Source organism: Thiomicrorhabdus sp. Milos-T2, from assembly GCF_000702325.1.
Taxonomy (GTDB): domain Bacteria; phylum Pseudomonadota; class Gammaproteobacteria; order Thiomicrospirales; family Thiomicrospiraceae; genus Thiomicrorhabdus.
The window spans coordinates 509,836-533,828 of sequence record NZ_KL370891.1 but is presented as its reverse complement, the minus strand read 5'-3'; the positions used below and the strand labels follow the sequence as shown (position 1 = coordinate 533,828).

The 23,993-nt window shown below is 36.9% G+C and carries 20 protein-coding genes and 1 tRNA gene; 16 read left to right on the top strand and 5 right to left on the bottom strand.

Going from position 1 to position 23,993, the window contains the following annotated elements; all coding sequences use genetic code 11:
• Positions 1-11: 11 nt before the first annotated feature.
• Together BS34_RS0102300 and BS34_RS0102295 are read right to left on the bottom strand one after the other, a co-directional pair.
• On the bottom strand, positions 12-2,657 hold the full coding sequence (locus BS34_RS0102300; protein ID WP_158660961.1) for a hypothetical protein: 2,646 nt from the start codon (positions 2,655-2,657) through the stop codon (positions 12-14).
• Complete coding sequence (locus BS34_RS0102295) at positions 2,650-3,312, bottom strand: hypothetical protein (protein ID WP_029406941.1); 663 nt, start codon at positions 3,310-3,312, stop codon at positions 2,650-2,652. Before BS34_RS0102295 ends, BS34_RS0102300 begins: the two co-directional genes overlap by 8 nt.
• A gap of 844 nt (positions 3,313-4,156) precedes the next feature.
• On the opposite strand from BS34_RS0102295, the gene BS34_RS0102290 reads away from it, so the two are divergent.
• The 6 genes from BS34_RS0102290 (at position 4,157) to BS34_RS0102265 (ending at position 8,777) form a co-directional block, all read left to right on the top strand.
• Entirely contained in the window at positions 4,157-4,564 is a 408-nt protein-coding gene (locus BS34_RS0102290) for a hypothetical protein (RefSeq protein ID WP_029406940.1), read from the top strand.
• An 84-nt stretch (positions 4,565-4,648) separates the two neighbouring features.
• Positions 4,649-5,398, top strand: coding sequence for a hypothetical protein (locus BS34_RS12125; protein WP_038126234.1), 750 nt, complete (start codon positions 4,649-4,651; stop codon positions 5,396-5,398).
• Entirely contained in the window at positions 5,398-6,210 is an 813-nt protein-coding gene (locus tag BS34_RS0102280) for a hypothetical protein (protein ID WP_029406938.1), read from the top strand. Before BS34_RS12125 ends, BS34_RS0102280 begins: the two co-directional genes overlap by 1 nt.
• A 64-nt stretch (positions 6,211-6,274) precedes the next feature.
• On the top strand, positions 6,275-7,525 hold the full coding sequence (locus tag BS34_RS0102275) for a hypothetical protein (RefSeq protein ID WP_051640642.1): 1,251 nt from the start codon (positions 6,275-6,277) through the stop codon (positions 7,523-7,525).
• A gap of 5 nt (positions 7,526-7,530) precedes the next feature.
• Positions 7,531-7,851 (top strand): helix-turn-helix domain-containing protein, encoded by a 321-nt coding sequence (locus BS34_RS13200; protein WP_029406936.1) that lies wholly within the window; start codon positions 7,531-7,533, stop codon positions 7,849-7,851.
• Positions 7,752-8,777 (top strand): tyrosine-type recombinase/integrase, encoded by a 1,026-nt coding sequence (locus tag BS34_RS0102265; RefSeq protein WP_029406935.1) that lies wholly within the window; start codon positions 7,752-7,754, stop codon positions 8,775-8,777. Before BS34_RS13200 ends, BS34_RS0102265 begins: the two co-directional genes overlap by 100 nt.
• Positions 8,778-8,829: 52 nt before the next feature.
• Here BS34_RS0102265 and BS34_RS0102260 read toward each other — a convergent pair.
• Positions 8,830-8,905, bottom strand: a tRNA-Asn gene (locus BS34_RS0102260).
• A 326-nt stretch (positions 8,906-9,231) separates the two neighbouring features.
• Here BS34_RS0102260 and BS34_RS0102255 point away from each other — a divergent pair.
• The 7 genes from BS34_RS0102255 (at position 9,232) to BS34_RS0102225 (ending at position 18,329) form a co-directional block, all read left to right on the top strand.
• Positions 9,232-9,657, top strand: a complete 426-nt coding sequence (locus BS34_RS0102255) for an STAS domain-containing protein (RefSeq protein WP_029406934.1) — start codon at positions 9,232-9,234, stop codon at positions 9,655-9,657.
• Positions 9,658-9,676: 19 nt separating this feature from the next.
• Positions 9,677-10,672 (top strand): ATP-binding protein, encoded by a 996-nt coding sequence (locus BS34_RS0102250; RefSeq protein ID WP_029406933.1) that lies wholly within the window; start codon positions 9,677-9,679, stop codon positions 10,670-10,672.
• Between the two features lies 1 nt (position 10,673).
• Positions 10,674-12,278, top strand: a complete 1,605-nt coding sequence (locus BS34_RS0102245; protein WP_051640641.1) for a sensor domain-containing protein — start codon at positions 10,674-10,676, stop codon at positions 12,276-12,278.
• A gap of 869 nt (positions 12,279-13,147) precedes the next feature.
• A complete protein-coding gene (gene galU, locus BS34_RS0102240) occupies positions 13,148-14,026 on the top strand; it encodes a UTP--glucose-1-phosphate uridylyltransferase GalU (RefSeq protein ID WP_029406931.1) in 879 nt (292 codons plus the stop codon).
• Entirely contained in the window at positions 14,023-15,588 is a 1,566-nt protein-coding gene (pgi, locus tag BS34_RS0102235; RefSeq protein ID WP_029406930.1) for a glucose-6-phosphate isomerase, read from the top strand. The genes galU and pgi overlap by 4 nt, the downstream gene beginning before the upstream one ends.
• Complete coding sequence (locus BS34_RS0102230; protein WP_051640640.1) at positions 15,578-16,828, top strand: UDP-glucose dehydrogenase family protein; 1,251 nt, start codon at positions 15,578-15,580, stop codon at positions 16,826-16,828. The genes pgi and BS34_RS0102230 overlap by 11 nt, the downstream gene beginning before the upstream one ends.
• A gap of 124 nt (positions 16,829-16,952) precedes the next feature.
• Complete coding sequence (locus BS34_RS0102225; RefSeq protein WP_029406928.1) at positions 16,953-18,329, top strand: phosphohexomutase domain-containing protein; 1,377 nt, start codon at positions 16,953-16,955, stop codon at positions 18,327-18,329.
• Between the two features lie 299 nt (positions 18,330-18,628).
• On the opposite strand, the gene lptG is transcribed toward BS34_RS0102225, so the two are convergent.
• Together lptG and lptF are read right to left on the bottom strand one after the other, a co-directional pair.
• A complete protein-coding gene (lptG, locus tag BS34_RS0102220) occupies positions 18,629-19,717 on the bottom strand; it encodes an LPS export ABC transporter permease LptG (RefSeq protein ID WP_029406927.1) in 1,089 nt (362 codons plus the stop codon).
• Positions 19,718-19,719: 2 nt separating this feature from the next.
• A complete protein-coding gene (lptF, locus tag BS34_RS0102215) occupies positions 19,720-20,814 on the bottom strand; it encodes an LPS export ABC transporter permease LptF (RefSeq protein ID WP_255327149.1) in 1,095 nt (364 codons plus the stop codon).
• Positions 20,815-20,912: 98 nt separating this feature from the next.
• On the opposite strand from lptF, the gene BS34_RS0102210 reads away from it, so the two are divergent.
• From BS34_RS0102210 to BS34_RS0102200, 3 genes are read left to right on the top strand one after another with little or no spacing between them, the layout of a single operon-like run.
• Complete coding sequence (locus BS34_RS0102210) at positions 20,913-22,403, top strand: leucyl aminopeptidase (protein WP_029406925.1); 1,491 nt, start codon at positions 20,913-20,915, stop codon at positions 22,401-22,403.
• A gap of 13 nt (positions 22,404-22,416) precedes the next feature.
• Entirely contained in the window at positions 22,417-22,890 is a 474-nt protein-coding gene (locus BS34_RS0102205; protein WP_029406924.1) for a DNA polymerase III subunit chi, read from the top strand.
• A gap of 56 nt (positions 22,891-22,946) precedes the next feature.
• On the top strand, positions 22,947-23,984 hold the full coding sequence (locus tag BS34_RS0102200) for a type IV pilus twitching motility protein PilT (RefSeq protein ID WP_029406923.1): 1,038 nt from the start codon (positions 22,947-22,949) through the stop codon (positions 23,982-23,984).
• Positions 23,985-23,993 lie beyond the last annotated feature (9 nt).

The following is a 23,993-nucleotide window of genomic DNA, read 5'->3' as shown; positions in this document are numbered from 1 at the left end:
ATCCATGAAGCCTATAAGAACCTCGACTTAATAAGTTCAAATCCATTTACTTCCATGTGATTATTGATAATCGATTCTAACTCGCTTTCCAACAGGCTTGAACTAAATGCAGAATAGTCTGAATGAGGTTCCAGCCCTTGTATAAAATGCCCTAAAAAAGCATCAATCACATCTGAAGGAACTCGTTCTTGAAAAAGCTTTGATCTTAACGCGTGACGACCTGCATTAATCGGGATATCAACATGATTATTCTTTTTAAATGAATTAAAGAAATTATTTAATGAAAGTAAAGAAATCTTATTTTTTTGATCAATATGAAAGAAGACGGTAACATCTATTTCACTTAATGAAAATCGGCCTGATGAGGTTCTATACTCCTGGGCATTAAGCCAATCCCAGAGTTGCGCCAAAACTTTTTTATACAAATTAAAATTGATTTCTAACAACTTTTTTAAGAGCGCCTTAACATGCTCAATATAATTTAGGAGTTGCTGCCTTATTCTTTCAACTAAATACACCACTCTTGCATGGGTTGAATCTAAATCGTCCTTATCAGATATAGATATAAATCTCATATCAGGACTTATTAGCCTCCAATGAGGCATCACTTGATGAACGCCCCTGTACCCCGTTGCAAAAGAAAAAGATAACAGCGTATATAGACTGTATGAATTGTGATACTCAATAATCTCTTGAAAACTTTCTAACTCAATTCCGCTTAAATCATTTATTAATTGCTGATTTAATTCTCGAATAATTTCAGGCTTTGGGCAAAATTTAGATCCAATATATTCTTTAGAATCCAAGCTTGGCCAATCATTTATTTTTTCAAAATCAGAATTACTAAATTGCATTCCGAATACAACTTTATCCCACAATTCAACATACTTTGATTGTAAATAAGAAATTTCAAAACGTGTATAGTGCATTTGACTATGCGAATGCTGGTTATCCTTAGAGGTGAAATAAGAACTCAGAACAGGATCATATTCAACCAAGGCTTTCTTTTCCAAGTAACCCTGGATCATTACCAAACTCAAACTTGGCAAGCCATGCCTTCTCCTTAAATTACTTAGATAGGTTTCGATACTCTCTTTAAAATCTTTATCCGTCCAAACAAAACCTAGTTTTTTTGAGGACTCAATGAATTCAGGAGAATCATAACCTGGCAATAGTAAAATCTGATCCCGAATATTTTGTGTCTTAATCAATAAGTCAGTCAACCACTTATTTATAGGTAAAGTATAGACTGAACTCGCAGATTCTGTTGCTACCGAAGCTCTATTATTGGTAACCAAAGGGGACTCTTCCGACCAAAAAGCAACCTGCCTACCCTGCTTAGGGGTTAAAAAATAACAACCTGGAGCCATTGCTTTTAATGTTGTTCTTCTTGTCGATATAGCCATCTCAATTTTTCGCCCTCTAAACAGCATTACACCAAGGACTGCAGCTATTAATGGCTCAGGAATTTGATTGGGACTAAACTCATTTGGGCTAAATTTTTTTTCAGAATAATTTACCAAATCTAGCAAAAATTGCTCTAGTGTAAATTCATCAATGAGACCGGTATCTGTCTTCAATGTCTGAGCAGCTCTTATGCATGATTCAGATATTCTTTTAGCATGGGTACGGACTTTACGCACATCCATTTCATTTTCAGGCCTAACCTTAGAACCTCTGTGATGCGCGTCTTGCATAACTAAACTTGTCAATGGTACCGAAATAGAGATATCCAAAACATGATCCATAACGTCAACACCGTAGATATCGCTATCTTTTCTTTCTTCAATGTCTTTTGGAAAGTAATATTCCTGTTTTACTAGACCAAACTCTTCAATTTCAAACTCTGTATTCGCAAATTGCGGCAACCTTCCTCTAACTGAAACTAATGGAAAGCGGCCTTTAATTTTTCCAGACAATCCCCTTATCCCATGCTTTGATTTTCTGGGATTGATAAAGCCTTTATTTCTAACAATTTTTACAGCAGATTTCAAACCAATCGAATTCAAAAGTGTTTCAAGCTTTTTAGACGATTCCTTTAATGATAGGTTTTGATAAATCGAAGTTAAGATAGGTTTATTTTCATCATTCTGAAATTCAGCCAAGCCATCTGGATTAGTCGTTTCTAGGTATCTTATCGATTTAGAAATTTGATAATATTTATCGTCCTCTATCTCAAATGTGTTGCGAATAAAAACAATGGCTAAAACTGGAAATATAATCTGTTTGTGTAGATAAAGTTCACTGCCGCTTAAGTAGAACAAAGCAGAATAGAGCGGAAACTTTTTTAGAATCCCTCGCAAGTCATGGCTATGAAAATCAGGTTGTAGTTTCTCATCAAGCTCATCGATTTTTGACAGAAAGATTTCCAATACACTCTTCCAGGACTGAACTTGCTCTAAGCAACACTCCTTTTCTTTAGAGAGCTCCTCTAACAAATCTAAAATGCACTTAATAGACTCGCTAGCATGGTAGAAACCTCTCAATGACTCTGGAACGTGTAAGAAGCAAAACAATCTTGAGAGATCTGCTTGTTCAGATTCTTCCATAAAGTTTAGGAGGTCATAACTGGTTCCAGTTGCCGCTTCAACCTTCAAGCGTTCAATTGTTTCTTTCAGGACGTCTTCGATTACCATCACTGAAGAATGACTAGCCATTAGCATCCGCATCCCCTTCAATAGTTAGCTCATCTGCTCCTAGCTGCGATTTAGCTTTAGCGCTATTGTTTCTTTTTACGAGGTTAGATTTTGAGACCCCTGCGAACTTTGCAAGATCCTGGGATGTTTTAATAAATTGAGACACAGAGCCGACTTCTTTATCCAGATACTCCTGCATATATCTATAGTAGTTTTTAGGCTTCTGAAGGACTGATTGAAAAAAAAGTTCATTAGAAATAATCGCATCCTTGGTCTTTGACGAAATTTGACTCAAGGGTAATACTAGAACGGGGACTTTATAAGAAGACAGGATTTTATCTCCATATTTATAACCAAGATAAGATGTTGCATAGAACCAATTCGTATACCCCATAATCAGGTAATAACCTGGCTTTACCTCTTCCGCATCAACACCTAAAGCCTGCTGAGATTTCCTTTGTAGCCTTTTAGTTACTACTATCGGATTACTAATCAATAGCCAATCAATCCAGGAGTCGTCTATGACCTTATTCTCCATCATATCGAATAAGTCATTAGGCTCTAGCCCCTTGTAACTCGATTTGAGCTCAATGCCTTTCCAGATTGGATGTTTTTCACTCAACTCACTGAGTGCAACTTGATCAAATGTTAATTCGGTGATTTTGAAATTCATCATATAATTATAGAGGTTGTTTTCTGTACTCTCTATTTTTCACACTTGAGCCCAATGTGCAACCATAAATATCAAAAACATACAAATAAGCAACGTACCGGTAAAAATAGAAGACAAAGAAAAGCCCGGTAAACATGGGAAGAATAGACTACAACCAGGTCCAGAGATAAAAGCTTTAGATAGAAATACCATATTGACATGGTGGGGGTCGGTGGTTCGAATCCACTCTTCAACCCCTTATTTTTTCAAAAAAACACATCTTTAATATAAACGCTTTGCAAGTGAATAAATAGAGAATATCACGCTCTTAAAAATTAAGCATAAAACACCTATTCAAGACTATCCCAATATATATCCTAGAGACTTTAAACAAAAAAACTCCTCATTCAGAGAGAACCAAGGTTTGACAGAAATATCGTGATAGAGTGATTTTTTAACAATGAAGAGTTACAAAGAATAGAAACAAAAAAGCCCCAGTCTTGCGACTAGGGCTTTAAAATTTGGCTCCCCAACCTGGACTCGAACCAGGGACATACGGATTAACAGCCACTTATTTTAATAATATCAACAACTTAGCAACACTCTCAACCATTCTAAACTACTAAGACCGATTTATAATGTACTTTATACAATAACCTTCGGTTTATGAGCCACTATATTAAATTATTTCAACAACTTAAAGACACTCTTTCATATTGAAATATAAATTTAACCTACTTTACACAACTCATCAAAAAACACTCCGACAGTACTAAACGATCAGTATTTTTTCGAAATTTATCTTGACATCGATCCTTCATAATAATCTAATCCTATAAGACTTTTTACTTATAAACATGGATTCTATATGAGCACCAACCAACAAAAAACCGCAGGCATAACTCTCATTGCAATATACAGCGCTTTAACAGGCCTTCTATCTCTTTTCGCTGGATTAATTTTTTCATTATTTTCGGCTATTCCAGAAATCCCTCTTTGGGCTAGTTTACTTTCATTTGTTTTTATAATTTTTGGCGCTTTACTATTAGCATCCGTTTATGGCTTATGGACTCTTCAATCTTGGGGCTGGCAATTTACCTTTTGGCTATATTTAATTTCTATCCCGTTAGGGTTCATTTCAATATTTCCAATATTTCCAGGAGATGAGATGAGCGCAGGAAATACGATTTTTCAATTAATTGGAATTGCAATTTCCATAGCAGTAATAATGTATTTGAAAAAATATGAAATTCAAGCTAGGTATAATATTTTTTAACAAGAAGTAATATTAATAAACACCAAAATCTAAATTGGCTTCGACATTAATTTATCAAAAAATAAAAAATAACGTAGGATTTCAATGGGCAAAGCTTCGAATCGAAAAAGAGTACAACGAGAACTTGGAGATCTTGTTTTTAAGCTTTTCCATCACTTATTGTTATTAAAAGAATATTCTCACTTATGTTTTTATGAGTACAACCATCTCCGTTACACAGGCGAAATAGCAGGGAAATTGAGATTGTTAGCTGTACGACAAGGACAAAATAAACCTCTCCTCATAAAGTTAATGGATCATTACAACTTTGTTTATCGCTTTCCAATTAGAGAAAATAGTGATAATAAATTTACCCTGTCTGAGTACATGGAACATATCGCAGGTCTAAATGGTAAAAAATACCTTTTTACAAATAAAGGTTTAGTTCGTCACCTATCACAACAAACGGGTTCAGCTCATGAAGACTGGTCCATTAACAATGAACTAGACAACCTTTTAAAAGAAAATTTACTTGGTGGCCCTTCTTCGATGGCTCTTATTAGACCAATTGTCAATACAGTTCTATCTGTAGGTTACGTATTCCTTCTCTACTTACAAGAAACAGGCGAGCTTTCGACACTGAAAATCCAATATGATTTGAAAGATCTTATAAGTATCGGAACCAGATATCCACAACAAACTAGTATTTCACCTGAAGAAAGAAAGAAAAACTCAATTGATCCAAAGCCTATAAACCCAGATTTAGATTTATATGAACGTTCAACGGCACATAATGCAATGGATACTTTTAAAGTTGACATCACTCAAATAATTAAAGATGCAAACTTATCATAATGAAGATAAATGAGACTAAAGAAATAGCTGATGTTAATGCTTCATTTCATAAAATTATTCAAAAAATGGTACCAGAACTTATCTCATTAATTGATGAAATAAAAAACACGCCTATAGACGCTGCACAATTTAACAGTAAAGTTTTACCATCATGGTATGAATACTATCAACAACCATTCTCAAAACAGCTTCTTGAGTCCTTAACTGCAACCAACATGGTTGAAGATGTTCAAAAAATCTACAGCTCAGATAACCCATTTGAAGAACTTATTAACATCGTATCACCTCCAATCCCGTTTATTGGCAAGCCTTTACCGAAAAAGATTTCAGGTAAGCAAACGGCTGCAATCTTATCCCTAGTAAAAAATTTTGAATCTATCTTATATAACAAAAAGCCTATCAATCGACTTCTATTAGACATTGCTACTGGAAAAGATCAAGATGGATCGCTAATAAAGCAAGTTCTTGAAATTGATCGTACTGCTATACATACAGAAATTATTAAAACTAAACTCCAAGATGCCGAGATAACACACAACAAAAAGTTACTGACCAATGTCGCAAATGCTCTTTATCCGACGAAAACTAAAAAACCAAAAGTCAAATATCCACAATTGACCTTCGCAATCTTTATTCTATTAGATTTTAAAGTTTTTGATCTCATGTCTGAACAAGAAAGAGAACAATTTCTTCTTCAGTATTATGAAGAATACAAGGAGCTAAATAGCTTTCATAGGGAGTGTAATCGTATCAGAAACTCTCTAACGACACAGAAAGCACCAAAACGTGTCGGTGAAATAAATAGAAAATAACTCTAAATTTGTCTCCAACGTTGCAACGTTAATTACTTTAATAATTAACTGAAGGAGACAGGAAATGTCTAATACAGAAGATAAACAAAAAACTGGAGCGCGTGAGAGTGCTGGCTTGAAGGATGACTGTGGAACACAGTCACCTCAAGGCACACCTCGATCGTGCAATAAACTTGGTGCGTCACCTAGTAACACAGCACCTGCAAAATACATAGATAAGAAAAATACCCTACCTTTACGATGTGCAGTAGATAGTTTGTACATATCTTATAGGGGCAACATACTCCCCCAGATTGAAGAACTATTAACCGTCGTTAAAAAGCAAGCTCAACACCTCAATAAAGAAGTGGCGGCTGAAGCTTATATCAGTTTCGCTGGGCATAAATTTGAAGTCAAACCTAAAGGCGCTGGTCGCTTCTCTTTTGTATTAAGTGATAACTGGTTTACTATTCAACTATCAAGTGGCGAGTCTACCTCTATGCCATTAGCCTATATACAGATAAGTAGTGAGCTACTCACCTTCACTAAAATAGATGAAGTACTGAGCCATCTCGATAACATCGTTTATAAACTTGGAAAGGTTAAAGGTCATCCCTCAGTTAGTCGTTTAGATTTGTGCATGGACTTTATGCCCTTGCCTCAATTTAAGGTTGAAGCCATTGATATTCAACAATGGAAGACTAGAGCGTCTCAAATAGACCGTTTTCACCAACATAAACGCCCTTCTGGCTGGCGAATTGGTAAAGGGGTTGTCATGGGTCGTTTATACAATAAAACCCTTGAGATAGTTAAATCCAAGAAGGACTACCTAAAGCCTATTTGGGAAGCTCAGGGGTGGGATGGTAAAACAGATGTTTGGCGAATGGAGTTTCAAATGAAACGAGAATTCTTGAAAAACGTTGGCTTAATGAATCCTTATCAAATTAATGAACTCAGCCCAGCTCTTTGGAAGTACGCAACCACAAAATGGTTACAACTCGTTAACCCAACGACTGACAGCAATGAATCACGCTGGCCTATCAATGATGCATGGAAAGATATTTCTGATTCTTGTACGAACTCCGATTGTGATGCTGTAAAAGTAGTCACCAAAAGACGATTACCTAATGACCAGTTTTTATTTGTGAATGGTCTAGCGGCAATCAGTTCTTTCATGGCTCGTGAAGGCATTACCGATTTAGGGGAAGCGCTTGGCGAGTTCCTACATCAAGCGGAAGATTATCACCTTACTGTGAAAGATAAACCGATTGAGGATTACCTCAAGGGTAAAGCCAAAGAGAAAACACTTCGTTATAACACTGAATTGAAGGAGTAAATCCCATGAGTGAGCCAATCAAAACTCTCACTCTCAACCAAGCCGCAGAATTTTTACAGTGCAACCCTGAAACCGTTAGAAGACTGGCTCAGACTGGAAAAATCCCCTGTGGAAAACTTGGAAGAAAGTGGGTATTCATTCAACAAGACCTTGAACAACATATCAGAAAACAATATCCTAGTTCTGAGAGTGTTGTTGGGTTTGTTGACAACAATGAGGAATCATTATGTCAATCTACCTCCGAAACAACATCTGGTGGACTAACTTTACCGCTCCAGACGGAACAAGAATACAACGCTCTACTGGGACTGAAGACCGAAGATTAGCACAAGAATTTACCGATTTGCTAAAAGCTGAATTATGGCGAGTTCTCCAACTAGGGGAAAAACCTCGCCTTCTTTGGCAAGAAGCGGTCGTTCGATTCATGCGTGAAACTCAAAATAAAGACCAAGGTAATGAGATTCGTTTATTTCGTTATCTTGACCAATATTTTAGAGATATGTATCTCGATGAAATCAGACGGATGCACATTGATGCCATCATTCAGAACAAACTGAAAGATGGTGCCAGTAATGCTACCGTTAACCGTCATCTTCAGAAACTTAGAGCGGTCTTGAACAAAGCAAGTAAGGAGTGGGAAGTGAAATGCTCTCCACCCTATATAAAACTCTTGAAGGAACCGAAAAAACGAGTTCGTTGGATAACTGAGTCAGAAGCACAAACATTAATTTTGGCTCTACCTCCACACCTTGCCGATATGGTTATCTTCTCTTTAGAAACAGGCTTACGAGAATCCAATGTCACCTTGCTCCGTTGGGAACAGGTTGATTTCTCTCAGCGGGCTGTTTTTATCGAAGGAGATGACATTCTGAAAAGTGAGAAGGCCTTTGTCGTTCCCCTTTCAGATAAAGCCATAGAGGTCATTAAACGCCAAGTTGGGAACAATCCAGAACGGGTGTTTACATACAAAGGTGAGGGAGTCCGTCGGGCAAACACTAGGGCTTTTAAGACAGCTTGTAAAAGAGTTGGATTAGAGGATTTTCGTTGGCATGACTTACGGCATACCTGGGCAACCTGGCATGTTCAAAGAGGAACGCCAATTGAAATACTTCAAGAATTAGGCGGTTGGTCAGATTATAAAATGGTCAAACGCTACGCTCATTTTAGCCATGAGCACCTAAAACGCTATGTAAACCGCTCAGAGACTGGGGTTGCTACAATTTCTGCTACATCAGTTTCTTATGGGCAATAAAAAAGCCAGGCTTCATTTCACATAAGTGATTGAATTACCTGGCTTTAAAATTTGGCTCCCCAACCTGGACTCGAACCAGGGACATACGGATTAACAGTCCGGTGTTCTACCAACTGAACTATTGGGGAATAGTTGTTCAAGCTCTCGCCTGATGGGTGCGTATTATAGAGAAAATTTTATCGATGACAAGCCTTTTTTGTAAAAAATATTACTTTTTTCAAAGCATCACTTACAAGGTCTTGTTAAATATGACAAACCGCCAAACAACTGAACTGGTTTAATTAGACAGGACACTTTAATAATGGACAATTGTCTTAATTATTGAGGTGTTTATGACTGTCCTGATGGAATTGACCAGAACAGTAATCCCTGTTCCAAATATAAGAACATTTAGATACAACATGTTATCTTCAGTATAATAAGTAAAGTTATTCAATTAAATAAAGGTTTTATAATGCCAGAAAATGTAGCAGTTAGCAGAAAACAAATTGGTGGTGAGATTCCTATGGTAGTCTCTGAGATATCGGATAGAACGATTTATACTGGTTTATTTGGTTCCATTGACTCAGCAAGAATCGCTGAAGTAAGTGATAAGTTGATAGCTTGCTTTGAGATTAAAGAGGTAGATTATGTGATTATGGATTTAGGCAATGTTGATGTGATTGACTCTTCAGTATCTGGATATTTACTAAGACTTGCCGATACTTTGGTTTTACTAGGTATTACTCCAATTTTTTGCGGTATTAAAGGGTACTTAGCAGAAAGTATGGTAAAAGCAAATGTAAATTTAAAGGAACATATAATAAAAAGAAATCTCAAAGCAGCACTTTCGACAACATATGAGATGTCGGGTAAAAAAATTGTAGATATTAATGAATAAAACAGTTTTTTGGATTTAAATGTCAAATAAAAAACCTATCCATACTTTCGCTATTACGGAAGTAAAAGATATTTACTATATTACTAAAATAGTCAAAGAAGAAGCACAGCTATTTGGCTTTGGCATAAGAGAAGCTGCCTATTTTGCTACTGCTTGTTCAGAAATTGTAACAAATGTCATCCGTTATGCAACACAAGGAACTTTGACACTACAGCCAACTAAAAATCATAAAGGTTTAAAACTTGTTATTAAAGATGTAGGAAGTGGTATAGACAACCTTAATGTTGCCATGAAAGATGGATTTACAAGACATCAAAATAGCTTAGGTCTAGGTCTTGGTGCTGCAAAACGCTCTGTTGATAAAATGTTTATAGAGAGTTCAAAAGATGGCACAACTGTAACTTTAAAAATATTTTTACCAATTCCAAAAGATGTTCTTGATTTTGGTAGTGTCTCATTTGCTATGCATGGAGAGTATATCAATGGTGATAAGTATCTTATTAAACCGTATAACGGAGAAAATGCTCTTTTAGCAGTTCTTGATGGTGCAGGGCATGGTGAAAAAGCATGTTTTTCTGCAGATGTACTGCACTCATTTTTAAGTGAAAACTATACACAACCACTACCTTTTCTTGTTAAAGAGGGGCATAAAATAGTTCAAAAAAACAAAAAAGCTGATCGTGGTGTTGAGCTTACACTTTGTAGAATAACACCTAAAGAGTTAGAACTTGTAATTGTTGGGAATCTTTTTGTTCAAGTTCTCTCAGATACACCAAACCCTATACAAGTACAAAATGGCTCCTTGGGAGTATCTTTGCCAGAGGAGATTTATGTTCAAAAGATAAAAAAACCTAAAGATTTTACAATCATACTCCACAGTGACGGCGTTAAAAAGATACAGTATGATTCTGTAAGCTTAAAAGACAAAAGTGCTCAAAAAACTGCAGAAATATTGTTTGATGCTTTTGCATTAAGTGATGATGATGCCACTATCGTGGTCGCTAAAGGATATTAAAATGTTAAGTAATGTTGTCCACTTACAAAAATTTCTTACAGGAATAATGAGTAATGTTCCATTTGGGATTATTACTTTTTCTGAAGACTATGAAGTCGGAATTATTAATGAAAATGCAGTAAATTCCTTAGGTTTTGAAGACTCTACCCCAAAAGACTTGGTTGATAAAAACTATAAAGATGTATTTTGCAATATTGATGAACTTCTTAGTACTTATACTTCTTTTATAAAGTCTCATAATAAACTTGATTTTAACTTAAGCAATATAAAATTCAAAGAGTATGTTTTAAATATAAAAGTGCGTCCAATGTTGGATGGATCGCTTGTTATTATAGAAGATATTTCTAAAGACATACAATTACAAATGGAAGCAACCCATGACAACTTAACAAAACTTTGGAATAAAAAAGAGTTTGAAAAGAGTGTTTCTAGGGCTGTAGAAAAATCTTTAGAACATAAACTTGCAGGAGCTGTCATGTTTTTGGACTTAGATAAGTTTAAACCAGTCAATGACACAGCTGGTCATGAAGCTGGAGATATACTTTTAAACTCGATAGCCAACATCTTAAAATCACATACAAGAAGTAGAGATATAGTAGCACGAATAGGTGGAGATGAGTTTGCGATACTACTTGAAGAGTGCTCACTACATAAAGCAAAAAAGATAGCAGAAAATATACGTTCGGAGATTGAAAAATTTCATTTTATTTATAAGCAATATACTTTTAATATAAGCGCATCTATCGGTATATCTCTCATAAGTGATAAGCACAATAAATGTAATGAAATTATCAATGCAGCAGACAATGCTTGTAATATTGCCAAAAGTCAAGGTAGAAACAAGATTTATATAGCTGATGAAAATAAAGACGAATATTCTAAAGATGTAAAAGAACTAAATCTGATAGCTCAGCTAGAAGAAGCACTGAGTACAAATGGATTTGTATTGCATATGCAAGAGATACGCTCCTTTTCAAAAACACAACAAAAGTATTATGAGATTCTAATACGAATGAAACTTCCTGATAATAGCCTCATGCAACCTAATGCTTTTATCCCTTCTGCTGAACGATATGAAATTATGACAAGAATAGATAGGTGGGTTATTGAAAATACATTTAGGATTATTGACAAAAACGACAGATATTCTATAAATCTCTCTATGCAATCAGTACAAGATGAAAACTTTCCTGACTTTATCAAGGCTAGGAAAAATACCTATGGTATAAACCCTGAAAATATTACTTTTGAAGTCCCACAAACCATCGCTATACAAAATATAGATGCAACAATAAAGTTTATAGACAAAATAAAGGTCGCAGGGTTTAAGTTTTCACTTGATGACTTTTGCAGGGGTATAGCCTCTTTTGAATATCTACGAAATATGTCCATTGATTATATTAAAATAAATGGCACTTTTGTAAAAGAGATAGCTACAGATAAAGTTTCCTATGAAATAGTTAAATCTGTCCATAAGATAGCAAAAGTTATGGGTATAGAAACAATTGCAGAATATATCGAGAACCAAGAAGTATTGAACAAAGCCCAAGAGATTGGCATTAATTTTGGACAAGGGTATCACATTCACAAGCCAGAAAGTTTTTAAAACATTTCATATACTTACTGTCATTCATTACTGTCATTCATTACTGTCATTCATTACTGTCATTCATTACTGTCATTCATTACTGTCATTTATTGATATCTAAAAAAGGCATGATAGTTACTCCATAAAGTGCAGGTTTTGGTACTCTCTAAGTTTAAACTAAACTGGATCCTGTAAATCATTTTGTGTAAACGCTCATGGTTAAATATAGTGTAGCTGCTCCATTTTGCCATTTCAACCAAGGTGGCGTTACTGAACACCATATACGGTGGGATGCACTGAAATGGAATTCATGCTTCTTTTTTATGCATTTAGTTTAAAAACAAAATCGGTGAATTAAATCGCTAACAAAACAAACCTTTCAGACAAAAACCAAATAAACCATTTTAAGTCAACAACTTAGAAAGAACCACTCTCTATTAAACATCTTATGGCTTGCATATTGCTAATTTTAACGAGAAATTCAATCTCCCAGGCCTGGTTATATTTTCAAGAGTCACGCTAGGAATCTAGTTTTAATAAAAATTCAATAATCAAAAGTGAATTTAACGTTAAACTACGATTGATTACTTAATTTAAATTAAAGTTTTGTTTTATACTAATTGAATTTATACACGTTTAAGTACACAGTTACATAAGAGACCTTTGCACGAGAGTATGAGCGAGTAAAAATGGTTAAAATTCACCTGATTTTTGTTGTACCCCAAGGGCACTTCCGGTGGGCGACAACTTGCGAATAGCTAGCTACTCGCTGCGTTTTCCGCCGCAATCAGGAAAATTTTTCCTCATTTTTCTTTCGCACCTATCTCATGCAAAGGTCTCATTAAATAAAAACTCACAAATTCAATATTAAATTTTAGGATTTATCTATGCCATCACTTCGTAAAGTCGTTATACCCGTTGCAGGATTAGGAACTCGCTTTTTACCTGCTACTAAAGCAATCCCTAAAGAGATGATTACTTTGGTTGATGAACCTCTTATTCAATATGTGGTGAGAGAAGCCGTTTCTGCTGGATTTACCGATATTATTTTGGTCACCCACTCTTCTAAAGGGGCGATTGAAAACCATTTTGATCATAACTTTGAATTAGAGAAAACCTTAGCATTTAAAAATAAAACAGAATTATTAGAAAAAGTTGGTCACATTTTACCGAATGATGCCAATATTATTTCGGTTCGCCAACCTCAAGCTTTAGGATTAGGACATGCTGTGTTGTGTGCGGCTCCGATTATTGGTGATGAAGATTTTGCTGTAATACTGCCTGATGTTATTTTAAATAATGAATCTATCGATTTACGCAATATGGCCGCATCATTTAGAGCAACAGGACATAGTCAAATTATGGTAGAGCCTGTTCCAAAATCTGAAGTGGATAAATATGGTATTGCTGATTGTTTGGGTGCTGAGTTAAACCCTAGTGAATCTAGCAAAATAGCGGCTATTATAGAAAAACCTAAATTAGAAGAGGCTCCTTCTAACCTTTCTGTTACTGGACGTTACATTCTAGAAAACAATATTTTAAACTTACTTAAAGTGACTCCTAAAGGAGCTGGAAATGAAATTCAATTAACGGATGCCATCGCTCAGTTAATGGAGATTTCTACGGTAGATGCTTATTGTTTAGCTGGTACAAGCTATGACTGTGGTGATAAACTTGGCTATTTAAAAGCATCTGTTGAATTTGCCATTCAGCATCCTGAATTAGGCAATGAATTTAAAACTTGGTTAAAAGAGTATATGCAATGAAGCAACTCCCCTCTTATAGTGTTTTAGAAGAATTAAGCAAACAAGCAAAAGAACGTCATTTAGCAAGCTTATTTAGTGATGATACAAATCGATTTGAAGCATTCAATGTAAAGCTACCAGGCCTGGTACTCGATTATTCTAAACAGAATTTGACCTCTGAAGAGAGACAATCTCTTTTTGATTTAGCCGAAGAAGCGAAACTATCTGATTGGATTGAAAAACTTTTTAATGGCGAAAAAGTTAATCACACTGAAGGTCGTGCGGCGGGACATACTTTTCTTAGAGATTTAGCCCATCCAAAATCTGAAGTGAGTGAGCAATGGGCCAAAATGGAACAGTTAGTTGACCGCGTTCATACCAAACAACTGAGGGGCTACTCTGGTAAAGCAATAACTGATGTTGTAAATATTGGGGTTGGAGGAAGTGATTTAGGGCCATTAATGGTCACTCACGCTCTAAAAGGAATCAGAAGCCCGCTTGCTCCAGAATTACACTTTGTTTCTACTCTAGATGGAAAACAACTACAACGTTTATTGAAAAGCCTATCCGCTGAAACCACCCTATTTATTATTGCTTCAAAATCCTTTACAACGATAGATACTCAATCTTTAGCCACGACGGCAAAAGAGTGGATTGAAAAACACTCATCAACCCATGCAGGCACTATGCAACATTTTATCGGTGTCTCTACCAATGCTCCAAAGATGAAAGAGTGGGGATTATTACCTGAACATCAGCTGTTATTTTGGGACTGGGTTGGCGGTCGTTTTTCTTTATGGTCAACAATTGGTCTAACCATAGCTCTTCAGCAAGGAATGGAAGGATTTAATGCCTTTTTACAAGGCGCTCATGAAATGGATGTGCATTTCAGAACCACGCCTTTTAAAGACAATGTACCGGTTACTTTAGGCTTAATTAGCGTTTGGAACATCAATTTCTTAAACTTAGCTGGCCAAGCCATTTTACCTTACGACTCACGTCTTAAATACCTGGCGAGTTATCTTGAGCAGTTGGTAATGGAAAGTAATGGTAAGCATGTCAACCGTAAAGGTGAAATGGTTGACTACCGCACCTGCCCTATTCTTTGGGGTGAAGTGGGGCCTAATGCTCAACATGCGTTTTACCAGTTAATGCACCAAGGTACTGAACGTGTGATGTCTGACTTTATTTTGTATGCAGAAGTGGTTCGTAAAAATGAACGTAATACTTTTCATCATAATTTAAATATTGCAAACTGCCTTGCTCAAAGCAGTGCTCTTATGGTTGGTAAAACCGATGAAGACCCAAATAAAGACTACCCGGGTGGCCAAGTTTCAAACACCCTGCTGTTTGATAAATTAGATGCCAAACATCTAGGTATGATGATTGCCCTTTATGAACACAGCGTGTTTGTACAGTCGGTTATTTGGGATATTAACCCGTTTGACCAGTGGGGAGTGGAACTAGGGAAAAAAATCGCTCTAGAAATACTGCAAAAGATTGAAGATAAAGATACTGAAGGCTTAGATTCTTCTACTCAAGGCATCTTAAAAAGCATATGGAACGTACAAAATGAAAATTAATGTTTTTGGAAACACCGTAAGCGCAATGGTTTGTGCTGGTTGCCTAGCTGAAACCGGAAATAACGTAACCTTAATTGGTAAACGCCCAGAAGAAATTGCGGAACCAGGCCTGGTAGAACTTCTAGACAATCAATTAAAAAGTGAACGCTTAACCATTAACGATTCTTTAGATTCTAATGCTGAGTGCCACATTATAGCTTTAGATCCCGATGACTGTTATAACGCTAAACTGATTGCTAACCAACTTGCAAAATCTGCTCTAAGAGACAGTACGATTGTCGTGCGGAGTAACTTCTCGATTGGCTTAGCCAAAGAATTAGCACAAACGGCTAACCTTGAATTTGCAATTAACCCAGACTTTGCCGCTGATGGTCATGCTATCCAACGTTTTACGCGTCCTGATAGAATTATAATTGGTACTTCAAGCGAAAAAATTAGAGAGCAGCTTAAACAAGTTTTTGCCCCTTTTAACCGTAATCGCGATGTCATTCTTAATATGTCTCCAGCTTCGGCTGAATTAACTAAATACGGTACAAATGCTATGTTGGCGACGCGTATTTCTCTTATGAACGAGCTTGCGTCTATTTCTGAAGTGATTGACGCGGATATTGAAGAAGTTCGTTTAGGTTTAGGGGCAGATAAACGTATTGGCCGAGCTTACCTTTACCCTGGTGTAGGGTTTGGTGGGGATAACTTTACCCGCGACTTAGAACGTATTAAACTATTGTTACCGCAAGCCCATCAAAATGGTGGTAACAGCTTATTGCAAGCGGTTATCGACATTAACGAAAACCAGAAAGAAATTTTCTTTAGAAAGCTTTGGCAGTATTTTGATTGTGACTTAAATGGTAAAACCATCTCTTTATGGGGACTAGGTTATAAACCACATACCACCTCCATTGAAAGTTCAGCCAGTTTAACCTTAATTACGGCTTTTGTTAACCAAGGCTGTACATTAAAACTCTATGACCCTTTTGCCCTAGAAGCCTCTAAAGAGTGGGTTCATAAACACCTTAACAATCATCAACTACAGCAAATTTCTTTTCATACAGAGATGTATGAAGCTACTGAAAATTCTGATGCATTATGTGTATTAACTGAATATAAAGCCTTTTGGTCTCCAGACCTCATCACGCTTAAAGAGAACATGAACACCCCAATTATTTTAGATGGTCGTAACCTCTATAATAAATACTGGGTTGAAGACAATAACTTCATCTACTATGGTGTTGGACGTTAAGCTTTATTTTTGCAAAAATTTCGTAGACATAAAAAGCCTCTTTTTAAGAGGCTTCTTTTTACAATTTACCCCTTATATTAAATTAATATTAAATTAACACTTATCAAATTAAGAGATTTTTCTCATGAGCACCTCAAACCCTACTAAACTTAATGCATTTAAAGCCTACGACATTCGTGGCATTGTTCCTCAAGATTTAAATGATGATTTAGCCTATAAAATTGGGCGAGCTTTTGCGAGTGAATTTAAGCCAAAAACAATGATTATCGGGCATGATATTCGCCTTGAAAGCCCTGGCCTATCAACCGCATTATGTAATGGATTACTTGATTCAGGGGTGAATATTATTCACCTTGGCTTATGTGGAACTGAAGAAGTCTATTTTGCAACCAGCCATTATCAAGCTGATGGTGGAATCATGATTACTGCTAGCCATAACCCAAAAGGTTATAACGGTATGAAATTAGTTTCTAAAGGCTCGCAACCCATTAGTGGTGATTCTGGATTAAAAGCCATTGAACAACGTGTAATAGATCAAAACTTTGCAGAATTCCCTTCTGAAAAAGGCCTATTGGAATATAAAAAAGATAAAACCGCTTATATTGAACATCTTCTGACCTATGTCGATGTTGCCAATCTACCTAAACTAAATATTGTTGTAAATGCGGGTAACGGTTCTGCTGGCCCTGCTTTTGATTGCCTAGCGGAAAAGCTCCCTTTTAATGTAACTAAACTAAATCATGAAGCAGATGGAAACTTTCCTAATGGTGTACCCAATCCAATGATTGTTGAAAATCGCGCTATTACTTCTGAAACTATTGTGGCGCAAAAAGCCGATATGGGGGTTGCTTGGGATGGTGATTTTGACCGCTGCTTCTTGTTTGATGAACACGGGCAATTTATTGAAGGTTACTATTTAGTTGGGCTCTTAGCTGAGACATTATTAAAAAATAATCCTGGTGAAAAAATCGTGCATGATCCACGCTTAACCTGGAACACCATTAACCAGGTTAAGCAAGCGGGTGGAGTGCCGATTCAATCTAAAACAGGACATGCGTTTATTAAAGAACGTATGCGTAAAGAAGATGCTATTTATGGCGGTGAGATGTCTGCTCACCATTATTTTAGAGACTTTTTCTACTGTGATAGCGGCATGATACCTTGGTTACTTATTGCCGAGCTTATGGGTAAAACAGGCAAGTCTCTTTCACAACTCATTGAAGAAAGAATGAAAGCCTACCCTTGTAGTGGTGAAATTAATTACAAGGTAAAAGATAGCCAAAAGATATTAACCGCTATTCAAGCTAAATATGGCCCCGAAAACCCAATATTAGATGAAACAGATGGCATTAGTTTAGAGTTTGCCGAATGGCGAATGAACATTCGTTTATCAAATACAGAACCTTTACTACGTTTAAACGTTGAATCTAGAGCTAACCCAGGCCTGGTAGATCAAAAAGTCAAAGAGATTGAAGAAATTATTTATAGCAAAGATTTATAGTAAAGATTTATAGATAGTTTGCAGAAAGCATTTCTCCTACCCAAAACATTCCCGAGTCAAGTACGGGAATGACGGGGCAACCAAATACCTAATACCTAATACCTAATACCTAATAAATACCCAATACTCCAAACCCTATCAAGCCTCAAGACCACAATTTTCAAGACCACAATTCTTGTCATTATCCAGCTTGACTGGATAATCTATCTTTAACCAAAAAATTCGCGTTACAAATACGAGCATGAAGCTTATGATTTCAAGCTGAGCATTGACCGACCAGCGGCTCCAGCATAGTTGTTCTAATCGATTTTTCTTAGCCAGAACCAAGATAACAACAGCAAGATAATGGAGGGTCCAATCGCTCCTAAGACAATTGGCAATTGATAAACCACAGAGATATTACCTATGAGCTGGTTAATCAAATTAAAGCCCATTCCAATTAATACCCCTAAAAAAATACGTTGCCCAACGCTCACCTGACGCATAGAACCAAATATTAACGGGAATACCACGACAATCATCGCTAACACGACTAAAGGTGTCGCAATTTTACGCCACAAGGACAGTACATAGCTACTTGCATCCAAGCCATTGTCTTCTAAAAACTGAACATAATGATATAAATCCCAAGCACTTAAATATCGGCTTTCAATATCCAGTTTGGTCAAGTCTTGAGGTTTTAGCGGAAAATGTTCAGTCACCCTTTTTAAATCATGACGACTATATCGAATGCGCTCTGGTAAAAGGTTATCTGCCGGAATTAAGTCTAAATCGATTTGTTTTACCTTTTTAAAAAGCCACTGATTATTTTCATAAGTCGCTTGATTGGCTTGAACAAGCCCCTTTACATGACCGTTTTCTAAATCATAAATTTGAATATTTCTTAGCTCTTGGCTTGAGATAATGCGCCCGACATGAATATAGCGAGACTCATCTTTAACCCATAAACCGCTTGAAGAACCTATTGAAAAACTCTGATTTAAGGCTTCAGCACGCATTTTTTTGGCATAAGCTTCACTTTGAGGGGCAACAAATTCGCCAATTAACGCCATGACTATCCACATTAAAAACGCCGTTTTTAATACGGCCCACAAAATACGTTTAATGGACCAACCTGTCACTCTTAATATTGTGAGCTCTGATTGATTAGCTAAGCTTCCTAGACCCATTAATGTCCCAATCAATAATACAATTGGAAACAATTCAAAACTATAAACCGGAATTTTTAACAAGGTATATAGGGCGCCTAATCCAATGGTGTAAGTCTCATTTAATTTAGCGACTTGATTCATAAATTCAAAAAATGAAAAAATCACCATCAAAACCAGCATGACTAACAAGGAATAACTAACAACAACGCCGCCTAAATAACGCTCAATTCTATTCATTGTTATTTTGCTCCTTTAATCAAAGGTAGCCATGACTTTGGTTTATTTAAATGAGTATCCGTAATCGCGAACCACAAAAAGACAACGATTACCGGCCACAGACCAAGCCAAACAGGCCAGCCACCATTTGCAATACCTTCACGACCCAAAACTAATAATTGGTTATAAACAATATATAAAACCAAAGCGATAAATAGCTTAGCAAAACGCCCTTCTCTTGGACCCGTACGACTCATTTTTAAACCCAACAGACCCAAAACAACAATGCCAAATGGGGTGACTAATCGCCACTGTAATAAAGCAAGCTCTTCTAAACTTTTGGATTGCATTAACTCATAAGTCGTTTTTTCAAATACCTTAGGCCTTAACTTGCTAGGAGCCAATTCAGGTAAATAACCTTCAAATCTTGCAAATTGTTGCACGCTAACCTCCTTGTTAGCATGTAAATTTCGATAACTATATCCATTTTCCAAAACTAGAACGACTCGATTATCTATCCATTCAAAACGCCCTACAGGTGCAACAAGAATAAGGTCGTTTTCTTTATTGTGATACTTTAACCAGACAGACTCCATTTGCCCATTTTTAGAAATGCTCTTGGTGTAAAGCACACCCTGATTATTAGGCAATGGATTAAATTTACCAGGCACTAAGCCGGCGACTGGAGAAATGGTTTGTGCTTCACTAATTAAAATACGCTCTTGCTGATAACTCCAAGGAGAGACATTCAAACTAATCCATGCCGTGATAAGCGCGATTGGAATTAAGAATATAAATACAATTCGCTTGAAATAATCCGGACCAATAGAACAACTGTTTAAAACGACCATTTCCTGATCTTGATAAAGCCGACCAACCGCTAGCATCACACTAATCAAAGCGACTAATGGCAAAATAATTTCAAGAGCGGGAGGAATTTTAAGTAACAACACTTGTAGCACAACAGAGGCAGGAATTTTACCTTGCATGGCATCGGCTAAAAGCTTAGTAGCTTCACTACCAAACGTAATTAAAAGTAGAACAATCAAAACCGCTAAAAAGGTCAAAAGGAGTTCTTTTAAAATATATTTGTCGAGAATTCGCAAAAACGGCTTCACTCATATTAAAATGGGTTAATAAATATTTTTAAAACATTTTTATTCAGAACATTATACCCAACCCTAGGTGGGTGACATAAACAAAAGGCCGTTTGTACATGAAATCACTTCATTTTTCTTTTAATACTGAGCTTAGCAATATCGACACCCTTATATTACCCGTTACCTCTTCTGGGAAATTACCTCAAGGTATTGAAAACATTCCAAGCCTGCCTGAAATAGAAAGCTTTGTTGAAGGCCTTTATTCTGATGGCGATTTCTCTGGTAAAGTCGGTAAAACCTTACTTTTAATTAAGCCAAAAGACTTCACTATCAAACGTTTATTGTTAGTCGGTATGGGTGAAACAGACAAACTAACCACAAAAAGTTATTTAACATCGCTTAAAGCGACTGCGGATGCTTTGGATCATTGCGGTTCCATTAATACGGTTAATGCTTTAGTTTTTGTTGCCCCTGCAAATATTACAACAAACCACCAGGCCTGGTCGGTCATGCAAATTGCACAAGTTTTTCAAAAGAGTTTTTACGATTATAGTCACGAAAGTCGTGGAGAGCACCCTGTTAAAGAGCCCAAACTAGAAAACATGGTGTTTCCTTGTGCAGAGCAATCATTGGCAGCAAAACAAGGTCAATCTACCGCTTTAGGTATGGCGTTAACGCAAGATTTAGCTAATATGCCAAGCAACTTTTGTACACCGGCCTACCTTGCAGAAACGGCAATTCAATTGGGTAAAGATTATGGCTATGATGTAAACATTCTAGAACGCGATGAGATGATTGAAATGGGCATGGGTTCATTTATGTCGGTTGCTCAAGGAAGTAGTACTCCACCTAAAATGATTTGTCTTTCATACCAAGGCGGTAAGTCTGGTGAAGCTCCTATTGCGCTAGTGGGTAAAGGGGTAACTTTTGATACGGGTGGTATCTCTATAAAGCCTGGTCAAGCGATGGATGAGATGAAATACGACATGGGTGGCGCCGCCACGGTTTTAGGTGTATTTAAAGCATTGGGTGAACTAAAACCTAACATTAATGTTGTTGGTGTTATTCCATCAACAGAAAATATGCCTTCTGGTGACGCGGTTAAACCGGGTGATGTCGTTACCTCCTTATCTGGACAAACCATTGAAGTGTTAAACACGGATGCTGAAGGCCGTTTAATTCTTTGTGATGCTTTAACTTATGCACAGCAAACCTACCAACCAGCAAAAGTGATTGATTTGGCAACCCTAACCGGCGCTTGTATTATCGCCTTAGGACACCATGTTTCAGCCATTATGGGTAATAATCAAGACTTAGTAAATGAGTTATTGGCAGCAGGTCAAAGCACTTACGACCGTTTTTGGCAGCTACCTTTAGGTGAAGAGTGGGATGAACAGCTTAAATCTAACTTTGCAGACATGGCAAATATTGGTGGTCGTGCGGCTGGTTCAATTACCGCAGCACAATTTTTAGCACGTTATACCCAAGACGTTGACTGGGCTCATTTAGATATTGCTGGAACAGCATGGGTCAGCGGCGCAGATAAAGGGGCTACTGGTCGTCCGGTTCCAGCTTTAGTTGAATATTTACTAAAACAAGCGGGTTAAGGTAACATCAACCATGACAAGTTCCTCTTCTGAACAAACGTCGGCAAACAAAACGCAAACTCAAGCCGATGTTTTGTTTTACGTTTTAAATAGCAATCAACCTGCAGAACGTGAAGCCTTCCTCAGTAAATTACTGAATACGATTTGGAAGCAAAAACGTTTATGTGATGTGCGTTTTGCTAATCAAGCAGATGCAACTCGTTATGACTTAACGCTTTGGGATGCCAAACCTCAAAGCTTTATTCATCATGGTTTGGAAAACAATGTTAATGCTCCTATTCAACTTTATGGTGAACAAATTAGTCTAAAGTGTAAAGATGTATTAATTAATCTACACCCTGAGTTTCCGACTATTCATAATCAATATCAGCGTACGATTGAAGTATTAGATCAATCAGACTACCTTATTAAAATGGGGCGTGAACGCTGGAAACTCTATAAACAAGCGGGCATTGAACCCACTGTTCATAAAATTGGTTTTGAATAAGTTTTTAAAATACACCAGGCCTGGTAGCTTTCAAACGCAAAAAAATGGAGTTATAAATGGATATTACTCAACTATTAGAATTTAGTGTTCAACAAGGTGCTTCAGATTTGCACCTTTCTACCGGACAACCCCCCATTATTCGAATAAATGGTGATATCCAACGCATTGAGGCACCCAGTTTTGAAGCTGAGCAGTTACAAACCATGATATATGACATCATGAGTGACGAACAGCGACGTGGCTTTGAATCCTCTTTAGAAGCGGATTTTTCATTTGAGCTTCCAAATATCGCTCGTTTTCGTGCTAATATTTTTATGCACAACCGTGGAATTGGTGGAGTATTTCGTACCATTCCTAGTAATATCATTACGCTTGATGAGCTTGGCGCACCTGAGATATTTAAAGACATCTCCAGCTTCCCTCGCGGTTTAGTCTTAGTGACTGGACCAACAGGTTCTGGTAAATCTACCACCCTCGCCGCCATGGTTGATTTTATAAATAAAAAAGATCCTGCCCATATCCTTACCGTAGAAGATCCAATAGAATTTGTTCACCAACCGATCCGTTCTTTAATTAACCAGCGTGAAGTTCATAGAGATACTCAAAGCTTTACCAATGCCTTGCGTTCTGCCTTACGTGAAGATCCTGATGTTATATTAGTTGGTGAGTTACGTGATTTAGAAACCATTAGACTTGCTCTAACTGCAGCAGAAACAGGCCATTTAGTTTTTGGCACCTTGCACACCAGTTCAGCAGCCAAAACGATTGACCGTGTTATTGATGTATTTCCTGCGGAAGAAAAAGAGATGGTGCGCTCAATGCTATCCGAATCACTTAGAGCCGTTGTCTCTCAAACGCTGTTAAAGAAAACGACGGGGGGGCGAATCGCAGCTCATGAAATCATGTTGGTGAATTCAGCAATTCGTAACCTAATTCGAGAAGCCAAAGTACCGCAAATGTTCTCCGTTATACAAACGTCTAAGCAACTTGGTATGCAAACAATGGATCAAAACCTACTAGACTTAGTCAACAAAAACTTAATCACGCGTGATGATGCACGCTCTAAAGCAGCCAATAAAGCTGCTTTTGCGTAAATGCGTTAA